The sequence below is a fragment of the Arcanobacterium canis genome, from assembly GCF_029625435.1.
GTDB classification, from domain to species: Bacteria; Actinomycetota; Actinomycetes; order Actinomycetales; family Actinomycetaceae; genus Arcanobacterium; species Arcanobacterium canis.
Genome location: NZ_CP121208.1, coordinates 680,837 through 694,796, shown reverse-complemented (window position 1 = coordinate 694,796; position 13,960 = coordinate 680,837). Strand labels below are relative to the sequence as shown.

14 protein-coding genes are annotated in these 13,960 nt (G+C 54.3%); 2 read left to right on the top strand and 12 right to left on the bottom strand.

The window, feature by feature from the left end:
- Position 1 precedes the first annotated feature (1 nt).
- The 7 genes from P7079_RS03085 to P7079_RS03055 form a co-directional block, all read right to left on the bottom strand.
- Positions 2-622 (bottom strand): response regulator, encoded by a 621-nt coding sequence (locus tag P7079_RS03085; RefSeq protein ID WP_278013593.1) that lies wholly within the window; start codon positions 620-622, stop codon positions 2-4.
- Between the two features lie 115 nt (positions 623-737).
- The gene (rnc, locus tag P7079_RS03080) at positions 738-1,424 is read right to left on the bottom strand and encodes a ribonuclease III (protein WP_278013369.1); all 687 of its coding nucleotides are present in this window, start codon (positions 1,422-1,424) and stop codon (positions 738-740) included.
- On the bottom strand, positions 1,424-1,993 hold the full coding sequence (locus P7079_RS03075; RefSeq protein WP_278013368.1) for a YceD family protein: 570 nt from the start codon (positions 1,991-1,993) through the stop codon (positions 1,424-1,426). The genes rnc and P7079_RS03075 overlap by 1 nt, the downstream gene beginning before the upstream one ends.
- 7 nt (positions 1,994-2,000) lie before the next feature.
- Entirely contained in the window at positions 2,001-2,513 is a 513-nt protein-coding gene (locus tag P7079_RS03070; protein WP_278013367.1) for a F0F1 ATP synthase subunit B family protein, read from the bottom strand.
- Positions 2,510-2,989 (bottom strand): pantetheine-phosphate adenylyltransferase, encoded by a 480-nt coding sequence (gene coaD, locus P7079_RS03065; protein WP_278013366.1) that lies wholly within the window; start codon positions 2,987-2,989, stop codon positions 2,510-2,512. Before coaD ends, P7079_RS03070 begins: the two co-directional genes overlap by 4 nt.
- 9 nt (positions 2,990-2,998) lie before the next feature.
- A complete protein-coding gene (gene rsmD / locus P7079_RS03060) occupies positions 2,999-3,556 on the bottom strand; it encodes a 16S rRNA (guanine(966)-N(2))-methyltransferase RsmD (protein ID WP_278013365.1) in 558 nt (185 codons plus the stop codon).
- A 2-nt stretch (positions 3,557-3,558) separates the two neighbouring features.
- Positions 3,559-5,748 carry an ATP-dependent DNA helicase RecG gene (locus P7079_RS03055; protein WP_278013364.1) on the bottom strand — a complete coding sequence of 730 codons (2,190 nt, stop codon included), beginning with the start codon at positions 5,746-5,748 and terminating at the stop codon, positions 3,559-3,561.
- Positions 5,749-5,953: 205 nt separating this feature from the next.
- Between P7079_RS03055 and rpmB the strand changes: the two genes are divergently transcribed.
- A complete protein-coding gene (gene rpmB, locus P7079_RS03050) occupies positions 5,954-6,145 on the top strand; it encodes a 50S ribosomal protein L28 (RefSeq protein WP_278013363.1) in 192 nt (63 codons plus the stop codon).
- A 189-nt stretch (positions 6,146-6,334) separates the two neighbouring features.
- On the opposite strand, the gene P7079_RS03045 is transcribed toward rpmB, so the two are convergent.
- From P7079_RS03045 to P7079_RS03035, 3 genes are all read right to left on the bottom strand, one after another.
- Complete coding sequence (locus P7079_RS03045; RefSeq protein ID WP_278013362.1) at positions 6,335-8,593, bottom strand: GDSL-type esterase/lipase family protein; 2,259 nt, start codon at positions 8,591-8,593, stop codon at positions 6,335-6,337.
- Between the two features lie 300 nt (positions 8,594-8,893).
- Positions 8,894-9,856 carry a thiamine-phosphate kinase gene (gene thiL / locus P7079_RS03040; RefSeq protein ID WP_278013361.1) on the bottom strand — a complete coding sequence of 321 codons (963 nt, stop codon included), beginning with the start codon at positions 9,854-9,856 and terminating at the stop codon, positions 8,894-8,896.
- A 33-nt stretch (positions 9,857-9,889) separates the two neighbouring features.
- Positions 9,890-10,999, bottom strand: a complete 1,110-nt coding sequence (locus P7079_RS03035) for a D-alanine--D-alanine ligase family protein (protein ID WP_278013360.1) — start codon at positions 10,997-10,999, stop codon at positions 9,890-9,892.
- A gap of 100 nt (positions 11,000-11,099) precedes the next feature.
- On the opposite strand from P7079_RS03035, the gene P7079_RS03030 reads away from it, so the two are divergent.
- Positions 11,100-11,726: an AMIN-like domain-containing (lipo)protein gene (locus P7079_RS03030; RefSeq protein WP_278013359.1), complete on the top strand. Its 627-nt coding sequence runs from the start codon at positions 11,100-11,102 to the stop codon at positions 11,724-11,726.
- 83 nt (positions 11,727-11,809) lie between these two features.
- Here P7079_RS03030 and P7079_RS03025 read toward each other — a convergent pair whose 3' ends face one another.
- Entirely contained in the window at positions 11,810-12,658 is an 849-nt protein-coding gene (locus P7079_RS03025) for a lysophospholipid acyltransferase family protein (RefSeq protein ID WP_278013358.1), read from the bottom strand.
- Entirely contained in the window at positions 12,633-13,952 is a 1,320-nt protein-coding gene (gene murA / locus P7079_RS03020; RefSeq protein ID WP_278013357.1) for a UDP-N-acetylglucosamine 1-carboxyvinyltransferase, read from the bottom strand. Before murA ends, P7079_RS03025 begins: the two co-directional genes overlap by 26 nt.
- Positions 13,953-13,960: the final 8 nt, after the last annotated feature.

Sequence of the window (13,960 nt, the reverse complement as noted above, 5' to 3'; positions counted from 1 at the left end):
TTTATGACTGGTTACGCCAGCCGGCTGCTCGCTGACCAGCAACCCATGCAGCAACCTGCGTACGCCGCTTCATGCCCATCTTAGAGAGCAGAGATGTGATGTGGTTTTTGACTGTCTTTTCGGCGACGCCGAGCTTATCGCCAATTTCACGATTGGAAAGCCCATCACCGATCAGTTCCAGGACACGTCGCTCCGAGGGCGTAAGGTCAACAGTTGGATCATCATGATCCTCACGGTGTCGCGTGATCGTGCGATCGTCAAGCAGAACGCGCCCTTCAGCAACTGCGCGGATAACTTCAGTGATCTCAGCACCGCGAACAGACTTCAGGAGGTATGCCCGAGCGCCTGCGGCAAGTGCTTCAGCAAGCGCATCGTCGTCGTCAAACGAGGTGAGAACAATCGGAGCCACATCGGGTGCAACTTCAGCGAATTTGTGGAGAATATCGATACCGGTACCGTCGGGCAGACGCAGATCAACGAGCGCTACCTGTGGGTGCATGAGATCGGCACGGCGAACAGCCTCAGCAACTGTGCCAGCCTCCGCAACGACGGTCAGGCCATCTGCACGCTCCACAACTTCTGCGATGCCGCGGCGAACCACCTCGTGGTCGTCGATAATCATCACTGTCACGTTCGTTTTATCCACGTTTCACCTTTTCTTTTGCCGGGCCGAACGGCCCACGCCTTACGAGAACATAATGTACCTCACAACGGCACACTTGTCCGAGCGAGAGTCGTTATCGTTCACTAATTGCGTGGTATGCGTTTTCACACGCAGCGAGTTTCGCCATTTTTTGACTCGAAGCATTGCCTACCCCGTATTCCACGCCACCGAGGAAAACATGTGCTTCATATGATCGGGCATGATCCGGACCTGTGCCGATGATCTCGTATGAGATCTCGGCCTTGATTGATTTCGCACGCGCGAGCTCTTCAAGCGCGGTACGCCAGTCCAAAGCGGGCCCCATCTTCGATGCTGCATCGATCTGCACCAGCAGATGGCGTTCAATCACGTCCTTGACCACATTGATGTCCGAGGAAAGATAGGTAGCCGCGATCAGTGCCTCGACGGTATCCGAGAGGATCGATTCTTTGGCACGGCCACCGCTGCGTTCTTCGCCTTTTCCTAGGCGAACAAAATCACCGATATGCAACCGACGTGCCACTTGGGCAAGCGAACGCTCCGAAACAGAAGCCGCTTTGATCTTTGACATTTTTCCTTCATCTGATCGGGCAAAATCGAGATAGATTCGACGCGCCACGACGCCACCGAGAATCGAATCACCGAGAAACTCCAGGCGCTCATTATGTGCGTCACCATGTTCAAAAGCCCATGATCGATGTGTCAAGGCCTGTGTCAGAAGGACAGGATCAATGGGCGCACCCCACGCTTCGACGTCGAACTCACTGCTGTCGCGATGCATCAGCGGCCTTCTTCCTCGGCACGGAGCTTCGCAGCGAGGGCATCAAGCACGGAAAAATCTGACGATTCCTCTGGGTGCTCGTGATCGGAGGGCAAGTCCAACCAACGTTCACCGCACACTGAGCACAAACCTTCACAATCAGGTTGACACAACGGCTGAAGCGGCATCGCCAAGACGAGAGCGTCACGAACAATGGGCTCAAGATCGATCCGATCCGATTCAATGAGAAAAAAGTCCTCAGCTTCCTCGTCTCCTTCGTCTTCCAACGCAGCAGCACGCTCGGGGTAGAACACAAGTTCAGAAACGCGTTGGTTCATATCATCGTCGATGTCAACTAGGCAGCGTGAACACTGGCCGTGTGCGTGAGCGTTAACGTAACCGTCAATCAGCACGCCCTCGGAAACCGACTGAAGCGTGAGTTCAACATCGAGCTCAGAGCCTTCTTCAACAGAGTACATCTGCACGCCGACATCGGCCGGCGCATTGAAAGACGTGCGCATCTGGCGGATCGCCCCTTCCTGACGCGGAAGGTCAACAATCGAGATGACAAAAGGAGACTTCAGATCCATCGGTTCCTCATTCTTCCGGCGCGGCCGGGGTGGTACGTTCAATCAGCACTGCACGTCCAGCGGAAATCTGATCTTGAAGATGCGCAAGCTGGCCAGCAAGCTCATCAAGAATAGTCTGCGAATAGTCGTTTGCACCAGAGCGAAGTTTCGCAGCCTGAGACTTTGCTTCGTCCACAATTCGAGCCGCTTGCGATTTCGCTGCGATCGTAATCGAATCCGATGCTACCAAACGCGAGGCCTGCTCGCGAGCTTCGGCAACGATCGTTTCGGCCTCCTTGCGCGCATCATCGACAACGACGTCGGCGGCATTGCGAGCATCTTCACGAGTTGCGCGCGCCTCGGCAAGCACGGCGTCCGCGCGCCCGATTTGGTCGGGAACCATTTCGCGAGCTGCATCGAGAAGATCAAGCATTTCCGACTTATTGACCATGACAGATGCCGACATCGGAACGGAACGAGCACGCTCCACCATGGCGATCATCTCGTCAACGATTTCGAGCAGAGATTCTGCTTCGCTCATTTCTTTACCTTTCCTCGGATCGCACTGGCCACATTTGCCAGTACGAAGTCATCAATATTAGCGCCGTATGAGGCGATTTCTTTCACAAAAGAGGATGCGACATGGTTGAGCGCAGGATCACCCATCACGAAAACCGTTTCCACACCGGAAATATGCCGGTTCAACAACGCCATTGTCACTTCAGCATCGTAATCTGCGCTTCCCCGCAAACCTTTCACAATTGCCACTGCCCCACGATCTCTGGCGAACTGTGCAATCAGACCGTCCATGAAGACGACCTCGACATCAATACCCGCCTCCTGGCACGCCTGACGTACAAGGTCAACTCGCTCAGCGCGCGAGAACATATAGCGCTTCGCTGAGTTCGTCGATACCGCGACAATCACTTGGTCGAACATCGTGGTAGCTCGTCGGATCACATCGAGATGACCGAGGGTGATCGGGTCAAACGAACCAGGGCATACAGCAATAGTCATAGTGCTATTCTACGCGTCCGCTTCCATGGCAGTGGCGCTCCACACGCATGTATCACCCCACGTGCGCTGGTCATCGAGTTCATATCCGTCTGGCCAGATTGGCTCAGGGCTTCGTTTGGACCGTTCGACGACGATAAGTGCGTCTGATACAAGATGCGATGCGAGCAAACTGAGAACAAGAGCTAGTTCCTCTTCACCGACGTCGTAGGGAGGATCGAGTACAGCAAGATCAAACTCGATGCTGTGAAGGCTACTGAGATACGAAGCAGCGCTCTGTTTCACAACACTGACGTTCAGACCGGCTGCACGGGCATTTGCCTGAATAATTTTTGCAGCCGCAGGATTCGATTCCACCAAAACAACGCTCGCCGCTCCGCGCGACGCAGCTTCAAGACCGATTGCACCAGAACCTGCATACAGATCGAGCACGCGGCACTCTTCCACATACCCGCGATGAACTAAGCGTGAAAAGAGCGCTTCGCGCACTTTTTCAGAGGTGGGCCTTGTGCCAGACTTGGGAACTTGAAGAATGCTCCCCTTCGCACTACCTGCGATAATTCGGGTCATTTCTAGCCTTTCTCAATGTAGTCGGCATGGGCGCTCGCCACAGCAGCTGCTAATGCAGGTTCAGTGGTGAGATAAGGATCGCGGCTCACAAGCTCAACAGCTGACTGACGCGCGGCCTCAATAATACTGGCATCTCGCGAAACGCTCAGGAAACGTAGTGTCGATGTTGTACCCGATTGGTTCGATCCCAATACGTCTCCCTCACTACGCAGTTCAAGGTCAACATTCGCCAATTGAAAACCGTCAGTTGTTCCAGCAAATGCTTCCAGACGCTCGTAAGCGAGTGTTCCCGGCGCACTGTTGTGAACAGCGAGACATAGTCCGGGTTTTTGACCTCGGCCAATACGCCCACGTAACTGGTGGAGCTGAGCCAATCCAAAGCGATCGGCGTCGAGAATCACCATCATTGTGGCTTCCGGGACGTCCACTCCAACTTCGATCACCGTAGTTGCAACAAGTAACGGAGATTGCCCACTGATGAAATCAGTCATCGCGGAATCTTTTTCATCTGCGCTCATTCTCCCGTGAACCGCTCCCATCGCGACGTCGCTCAGCGCCGGGTTCTGAGCAAGTTCAGCAATCGTTCGTTCAACCGATGCAAGCGGCACACTGTGTCCGAACAGATCCTCAGCTGGCTCGAAATCATCCTCGTCATCGTCGGCGCTAATACGTGGACACACCACGAAAACTCGTCCACCGGCGTCGATTTCTTCGCGGGCTCGCTGCCACACACGTTCCATCCACGCGCGTTTCGATGATGCAACGAGATTCGTTGTCACTCCCGCGCGACCGCTCGGAACCTGGCGGAGAGTCGAAACATCCAGATCACCAAAGGTAGTCATTGCGATTGTGCGTGGGATTGGCGTGGCCGTCATCACGAGCAAGTGCGCACCCCGAGCCAGTGCATCACGCTGATCAACGCCGAATCGGTGTTGCTCATCGACAACTACACACCCGAGAAAAGGAATGTGAACGTGTTCTTGGAGCAGGGCGTGAGTACCGACCACGATTCCCGCCGCACCGGAGGCAATATTTGCCAATGCCACGCGACGCTCTTTGGCGCTGAGTGAACCGACGAGATATTCAAGCTGAACAGCATGATCGGGCGCCATGAGCTGTCCGCCCAATGCCAGATCTCCCAGGAGTGTCTGCAATGTCTGAAGGTGCTGGGCTGCCAGAACTTCCGTCGGAGCAAGAAGGACTCCTTGCCGCCCGGCATCGACTGCCTGGAGCAACGCGCGCAACGCCACAACCGTCTTTCCTGCACCGACGTCGCCTTGAAGTAACCGTCGCATTGGCACAGTTGAGGCAAGATCGCGCGCGATTTCCTCACCGACTTCAATCTGACCTTCTGTGAGCGACCATGGAAGTCGCGCGTCAAAATCAGCCAACACTCCGACATCACGACGCGGCATTGCGATAGCTGCTGTTTCTTCTGCCGCAGTACGCCGAGTGGCGAGGACTGTTTGGAGAACAAACGCTTCCTCGTGGCGCATACGCCCCATCGCACTGTTCCATTCCTCGTCGTTTTGCGGTGTGTGGAGAATCCGTAACGCATCAAATTTTGCAGGAAGTTGGTGAAGTGCGCGGTACGACGCCGGCAGCGGGTCAGGAACGTCTTGTGGCGAGACCTGTGGGAGCACAACCTCAATCGCTTTAGCGATCTTCCACGATGGCAGCGACGTTGAGGCATGATAAATCGGAATCGGTCGGGCAATGGCGTCCGGATCGAATTGTCCTTCGTTATCGAGGAGTTCGTAATCGGGGTGATGAAGCTGGAGGGTTCCACGATAGGTGGAGATTGTTCCTGAAAAAACCGCGACCGTTCCCGGCTGTAGTCGTGATTCATGGAACTTGAGTGGACGAGGATTTTTCCCGAAGAAGGTCAATGACAGATCACGCACTCCATCCGAGATCACGACGGTCAGGATAAAACCACGTCGGGCATTCATTGGCCGCAGAGTGGAAGTCATGACTGACCCGATCACGGTCACTGATTGCCCCTCGCTGACATGTTCGATGCTCATGAGTTGACCACGGTGGGCAAGCCGGAATGGAACATGGAGAAGGAGATCAGCGACAGTGACAATATTGAGTTTTTCAAATGCTGCCGCAGTTTTCTTTCCAAGAAAACGTTCCAGGGAGCGTCCGAGAGGTGCGCGCTGTTCGGCGCGCGTTGCGGCAACCGTCATCCTCTTCTCCCCTGATCGTCCTGAACCCAGAATATCATCGACACCTCATGCAGACGGCGAGAGAAGCCGCCGTAGTCTGCCTTTCGAGTGCGTTATGCCACGGTGGCATAAATTGCGCCACAGCTTACTTTTGGGCTACCCTGGCTTAGTTGCCATATTGGTAAGCGGAGAAATCCGTAAGTGAAGCTAAACGAAGGAGATAACCGTGGCCTCTGTATGTGACGTCTGCGGCAAGGGCCCGGGCTTCGGCAAGAGCGTCTCGCACTCCCACAGGCGCATCAACCGTCGCTGGAACCCGAACATTCAGCGCATCCGTGCGCTTGTCAAGGGAACGCCTAAGCGCCTGAATGTGTGCACCTCCTGCCTTAAGGCCGGCAAGGTGACTCGCAACATCTGATCGCGACAAATTGGCCCCTGCTCATACAGGGGCCTTTTTGATACCCAAAAAAACTGTATGCTGTGCAACTTATTGTTCAACACGTGGTGGGTGTGAGCAAGAATTTTCTTGCTCACACCCACCACGTTGCGTTACATCAGGACAGCGAGGTTCGTGTGTCACGTTAAAACCGCCGTTGCCACTTCCCAATCAGCGTTGCCTTTGCACACGGAGTGCGACGGCAAGTGCCGTACCGCCAAACGTAAGGAAAGCAATCGCATATCCGAATTGTCCCAAAGAAGTGATACCAGTGAGCGGAATCTGGGAGTCTGTGGAATCGCCAGGTGTCTTATCGACTCTGCCAGTATGCGTTTGAGGAACAGATACCATCGGCTGTTCTACCTTTTTGAGCGGTTGTCGCCATTTCATTCCGTATGCGAGGACATCATCACGACGAACTTTCGGGTTCTCTACAAGGGTGTCAGATCCTTCAGGTTTCTGGGCCTTCGGGTGTCCAGGCTGCGCCGGGGTTAAAGGTATCAGCGGAACAGTTTCCCATGAGTGGTCAGTCTTCGCCGAAGTGATCTCAATCTCCAGCGTACTGACTGCTTGCTTACCGTATTTGTCAGTCACTCGGAGGCTGATTGTTTTCTTTCCTACTTCTTTTGCCTTGAAGCCTTGTAGCGGATTAGCGCCAATCGCTCCGTCAGCGGAACTGACATGCTCGTATGTTCCATCCCCGTCAAGGTCCCATTCGTAACGCACGATGGCGCCCTCTTCGGCATAAGACCCTGAGCCGTCAAGAATAATATCCTCGCCGACGCTAATCTGCTTCGGTACCGAAATAAAGGCATTCGGTGGCGCAACAATCAACGGTTTCAACGTCGTCGCTTGAGTGACGTGTCCACCGGTGTGCATAGCAAGCTGAGTGAGCTCTTTGCTCGTGTTTTCTCCTGGCTCAATGACAAGGAGTTCCGCCGAATCGGCACCAAACGCAGCAATTTCAAGATCGTCCCACGAGGGATCATCTTTACTGGGAGCCAGATCCGTTGTTCCCAGAAGAACCACGATCTTTCGGGCATCTTTGCGCCAGTTTTGTGTCAGCGCATACTTGAGAGCGCTGCGCAACGTTGACGCGGTCGCCCGTGTTTTCCCCTGTGTGGCGGCGTCAAGCTTCGCTGTCAATGCAGCTGCAGTGGTATTGAATGGCAACTGTCTACTCACACTCGGATCGGTCGTGCTATTCTTCTGCGTCTTCGAGGCAACATTAGCCTCAGACGTCGTCGGCTGCGGGGAAGAACCGCTAGCGACGTCATTTTTTGCACGCTCACGATATGTCATGAGAGCGGCCCGGACAGATTTACCGTGTCGATCAGCGCGCGTGGTCGCTTCATCGAAGATTCGGTGAATCTGTTTAGTTGCATCCCTCAGCCACGCCTTCTGTGTGAGGGAATTGTCAACGACGAACACCAGATCAATATCCTGTGCTTCGTTACGTGCAGTTCGAACAGATCTCGGAATTCCGATTGTTTTTCCCAGAAGGTGAGCAATCTCGGTGTGGCCAATGATATTCGGGTGATACCAGTTTGCAGTGTGGGTAATGTCCTGGACCGATTCGGTTTTCCCGTCAGCACCCATTTTTCCTTCAGTTTCAAAAAATTCGTTGATCCAACGGTAAGGATTCTGGGCAGATGTTTCTGGATCGGGCTCATGACCAGCAAAGTGATCCTCAACTGCTACATACGATACGTGGAGTTTATTCTGAGAATTTGCATTCCATTTCTTCACTAATTCACGCTGGGCAATCGTTGCTTTCCTACCGAGCTCGCGTGTATGCGACGCCGCTGGATACGGGGTGCCCCACAGCCACGGCTGGATAACGTAGTTCGATTCTTTCGAGAGAAGCGGATACCCCACAAGCACAATTTCTGCACCTGGTTTTACACGTTCTTGTAACGCGGCAAAAATCTTCGCGGTTCGCGATGTCACCTCAGAAAGCTTATTTTCAGCAGATGTCAACGACTTCTCACATCGGCTGATATTTCGGATTAAAAGTGCATAGCAGTTCGTCACAATACCCGTGAAATCGACGTCGTTTCCTCCGATCGTCAACATCACCACGTCAGAGTTTGGATCCACCTGCGGGATCTGCTTTGTCAGCACATCTTCGGTGGTTGCTCCTGAGAACGAGTAGTTGCGCACAATAGAGTGAACACCCTGTTCATTTAGCCACCGTGCATAGCTGTGGCCCCAGTTATGAGCAGACCGGTGGAGCTTTTGTGGCCCGTAATATCCTCCTGCGCCATTACCGGACGTGTAGGAATCGCCGACGAGGGAGATCGTCAGATACCGGCCTTGGTCATCTGCAATAGCTAAGGGTGTCGCCATCCCGACACTGAGCACCAATGCAAAAAACGCCACGATGACGCGACGAAGCATTTTCAACGAATGCATATACTTTGACCTCATTTATTTCATGGAAATGTCAATATCTCTTGGAAATTTTGGCTGGTAATAGGCCCGTGAACAGGCATATTACAAGCAGAGCCACATTATCCTGGTTCACTTTATGACACATAGTTACCATTGGCCAAAGGAGACAAGAGGTCAGATTTTTTAATTATTCGTCTGTTTTCCTTTGTATATCACAGCACTTTTGTTCATACGGTCAGCTGATGCGTCACCAACCTCATCGCCATGTGAATGACGCTCCGGAAAAGAAAGCCAGCGTGAAGGACACCAAGTACTCAGGCGCAGATACCAGCAAAATCAGCCGCGATGTACGAAGTGGTCCCAGCCTCCGTCACCGTCGAATGGAACACCTGCGACCGTCACCCGGCCGCCTAGCGCCGGGCCTCGAACTGAACCGATACGACTAAATCCCTCAGGAATCGCACCACCGTTCGCCACTGTGCCAACAAAACTGTGGTCTTCGCCGCCTGTGTATGCCCACATACTTCGGTCAGCACTCAGCCGTCCCGCTGCTGTTGCTATCGGACCGACCAACCGCGTGACCGCCTGGTGATCAATATCCACCCAAACACCCGAAGCATCCGCCATCCGGCCCACATCTTTTATTAAGCCGTCGGAAACGTCCATGAGCGAGTGGAGTGCTCCTGAGCGGACAGCACGAAGGACAATATCGAGCGGCGGTTTGGGAACGAGGAAATCGTCAATCATTTTCGAAATTTTCGGATTCTCATCCTCACGCGTATACCCAGCAGTCAATAACTCATACCCCGCCCGGCTATGGCCAAGGTTTCCCGCGAACACGAGCTGGTCTTCGATCTTCATACCGCAGCGGCGTAACGGTACACGCCCTTCCATATCTCCCAACACAGTGACCGAGACGGTGATCACGTCAGAGGCGACGAAATCACCGCCATCGATCCCAACATCAAGCGGTGCGCAGGTGGCAGCCATACCTCGGGCGAAATCTTCCACCCATTCCACGTCCGTTTCTTGTGGCAGCGCCAGGCCAACGATAAGTGACCGCGGACGTGCCCCCATCGCCACAGCGTCGGCGAGATTTTGCATTGCGCTTCGCGCGCCGACGTCGTATCCGGTGGACCAGTCGCGACGGAAATGCACCCCTTCAACCAATAAATCGACGGAGAGCGTAGTCGCTCCTGCCAGCGAAAAGACGGCACTGTCGTCGCCACTGGGCACACTGGCACAAGGCGAGACAGTCAGCAGCGGACGCAGACGCGAGATTAACGCGTCCTCGCTCATGGAAGAAATTTTCACAAGCTCAACAATGCGCGATCAGCGCAGTCCAATGGGACGTTCAAGAGCCAGCTCAATGAGGTGATCGACAAGCTGTGCGTAGGTCATTCCTTCCTTCTGCCACAATGCTGGGTACATCGAAAAAGGCGTAAAACCAGGCATTGTGTTGAGTTCGTTGACTACTACACTGCCATCTGGACACAAGAACATGTCCACGCGGGTCAGTCCTTCACACGAGAATGCCTCGAAGGTGCGCAACGCCACTTCACGAAGTCGCTGGCATTCATCAGCCGTCACGTCTGCAGGGATCTGATTCGTGAGCACATCGGTTGCAACATACTTATGTGCGAAATCGTAGAACTCACCTTCAGGCACGTCCAGGAGAACTTCTCCCACACCTGAGGCCATCGCGCGTTTTCCACCAAGTCCGCCGAGCACTGCACATTCAACTTCGCGACCGTTGATCCCTTGCTCAACAAGAACGCGCGGGTCAATAGCTGCAGCGGTTGCAATAGCAGCATCAATCTGTGACATAGTGTTCACTTTCGTCATGCCAAGCGAAGAGCCAGCCCGAGCAGGTTTGACGAAGAGAGGGAACTTGAGCGCCGAGATTTCGTCGAGAACTTCTTGGCGATGATTCTCCCACCGTGTGTGGGAAACATAGACGTACGGGCCAACAGTGAGGCCCGCATGTTCGAGCAATTGCTTCATGTAGACCTTATCCATGCCGGCCGCCGATGCGAAGACACCCGAGCCGACGTAGGCGAGGCCTGCCATCTCAAGCAAACCTTGGAGAGTGCCGTCTTCTCCGAACGGTCCGTGAATGAGAGGGAAAACAACATCGACTGAACCGAGTTCACGGACATGACCAGTTTCGCTGTTGCGTGCCAGGATCGGCTGGGTTCCATCGCCTGGACATATAATAATTCGTTCAGGTGACGGAGCGACCTCAGCGGTAGCGTCACCGAGCTGCAACTTGCCCGGATCAGTTTCCCCGGGCACCCACGTCCCATCGCGACGAATACCGATTGACACAATGTCGTATTTTTCTGGGTCCATCGCCGCCATGACGGCACCCGCTGTCGCGCACGAAATCGGGTGTTCACCCGTGCGTCCACCATAAATCACTGCAACTGAGATTTTACGCATGGGGTCATTCTACCGCGGCCATTTCTCCACGACTCGAGGCGCCAACGATGAGCCGGCCGCGATACAGTGGGATGAACGACATCTTCGCAAAGGAGAAACAATGAAGAAGCTTCTTGCTCTCGGCATGATCGCAACGTTTGCGATGGCCGGATGTACAGCAACCCCTGGAACGTCCTCGCCGACGTCGGCGCCGTCAGCAACGTCGAGCAGCACCCCTTCCACTCACTCCCCCGCTAGCACTGCTGGGGCAGGATCAGCTAGCTCGGCAACGGCTCCCCAATTGACCGGTTTCACCGAAGGCGCCACTCATTCGAAAAACACTAAAGATTACTCTGCACAAGCACTACCGATCAAAGTTCGTGTCGGTTCCCACCCTGACAAAGGCTTCGATAGAGTCGTGGTGGAATACTCCAAGGCGAAGGCTCCAGTACAGTGGAGCGCTGAGTGGACCGCGCACCCGACCGAAGAAGGATCGGGATTCCCGGTGGACTTGCGCGGAAATATCACCCTTGAAGTATTTGGCTTTGGCATTCGCTATCCCAAGGCACTTGAGCACGTGGAAGATCTTCAAGCTGTCGTTCCTTCGGGGTCCGTTATTAGCGAAGTGAAAGTTAATGGGGGATTTGAGGGATCGCACCAAATCTACATCGGCTCAGACAAGAAGCGCCCGTATAAAGTCTCGTGGCTAGACTCTCCTGCCCGGTTGGTCATCGATATCGCGCGATAAATGTGAGGTGTTGTGCGAGTGATTCACTCGCACAACACCTCACATTCACGACGCCGGTCACATCAGCAATACGCTCGCTGAAACTATGCGTTAGGAACTGGAGCCTCGAAATCAGGAAGCTCTTCTCGCAGACCTTGAGTACCAGCGGTTGCCGTATGTGGATCGCCGTCACGCTTTTTATCCCAGCGTAACTCACGCGGCTCAGTCGTGTATCCAAGGGAATTCACCCTGCGCAACGGGACGAGAAGCTTTTCGATCGCACCCATCAACCGTTCGGTTGCAGACTTCACCTCGTCATGTGTCGAGTCTGGGGTCACTCCTAGTTCGATTGGCTCACCAAAAACCACGGTCGAGGGCGAACGCAAATACCGCCAGTTGAGTTTCAGGCTCCACGGCTCAAGGACTCGTTCTGTCCCCCAGTGAGCAGCTGGAACAATAGTGGTATTCGGCACCATTTTGCTCAGGCGCGCTACCCCGGTCTTTCCTGTTATCGGCCACTTTTGAGGATCAACGCTCATCATCCCTTCAGGGAAAACCACCAAGCACCCGCCATTTTCGAGGGCGTGTTTCATTCCCACGAGTGCGTCACCTGCGTGTCCCGTCGACCGATAAACAGGAACTGTGCCGACAGCTTTCAGAATCGACTTAAAGATCGGTACTGAGAAGTACTCGTCTGCCGATACCCAAATCGGCATTCTTCCTGCTTCCACCACTGCAAGCCCCATAAGAACCACATCGAAATAATCGGTGTGATTAGCGGCAATAATGACCGGGCCCGTCGCAGGAATCTTCTCGATTCCCACCACGGTAGGGCGAGAAATAATCGCGCGAATGATGCGCGTGACCGGCACAGCCACACGCATAATCCATGGTGATCCCTGAGGAACAGTGAAGAAACCCACGAGTTCACTCCACGCGTTCGACGTTCGCATTCAGCGCTTCGAGCTTCGTCATGAAGTGCTCGTACCCGCGATTGATAATGTCGATACCCGATACGTGTGAAGTGCCCTGAGCCGCGAGCGCAGCAATCAGGTGCGAGAAACCACCACGCAGGTCTGGAACCGTAATATCAGCGGCGGTCAGGGAGGTCGGGCCCTGGATTACTGCCGAATGGTAGAAGTTTGAAACTCCGAATCGGCAACGTTTTCCTCCCAAGCATTCGCGATAGACCTGAATGTGGGCGCCCATTTGATTCAGTGCATCTGTAAACCCGAACCTGTTTTCGTACACGGTCTCGTGAACGATCGAGACGCCGGTCGCTTGGGTGAGCGCAACAACCATAGGCTGCTGCCAGTCGGTCATAAAGCCTGGGTGAACGTCAGTTTCGAGAGCCGCCGAATGCAGTTCCCCTCCCGGATGCCAGAAACGGATGCCATCGTCAAGGACCTCGAATTGACCACCGATCTTGCGGTAAATATTCAAGAAGTTCATCATCGGCGCTTGTTCGGCACCACGAACAGTGATGTCACCGTGAGTAGCAAGAGCGGCAGCGGCCCAGGATCCTGCTTCAATGCGGTCAGCGAGTGCCGTGTGCGTGTACCCGTGCAGTGTGGACACGCCTTCGATATGGATCGTGCGATCCGTGTCCACAGTGATGAGCGCGCCCATCTTTTGAAGGACAGCGATGAGATCCATAATTTCTGGCTCCACTGCTGCACCTGAGAGCTCAGTGATGCCTTCAGCGCGAACAGCCGCCATGAGGGTCTGCTCAGTTGCACCGACGGACGGGTAAGGCAAGTGGACTTTCTTTGCCACGAGGCCAGAAGGTGCCTGCAGGTGCAATCCGAGAGCTTGAGGATCGCGTCGAGCGCCAAAATCTTCAAGAACTGCCAGGTGGAAATCCACTGGGCGGTCACCGATATGGCAGCCACCAAGATCCGGAATGAACGCTTCGCCCAATGCGTGAAGAAGTGGCCCGGCAAAAAGAATCGGGATACGCGAAGAACCGGCGAGTCGATCTACTTCCATCGGATCAGGCAAATGGATCTTTCCTGGAGTGATGGTCACAACGCCAGCTTCTTGGTTGAACTCAACCTCGGCGCCGTGAGCACGTAGAAGATCAGAGACGACATCGACATCGCGGATCTGCGGCACGTTCTTCAAGACGGACGTTTCTTCCGTCAGTAGCGCAGCAACCATTGCCTTCGAAACGAAGTTCTTCGCCCCTCGAACACTGATTTCGCCAGTGAGCGGTGTGCCGCCCGTAACTTTTAGTACACCCGACATTCATTTCT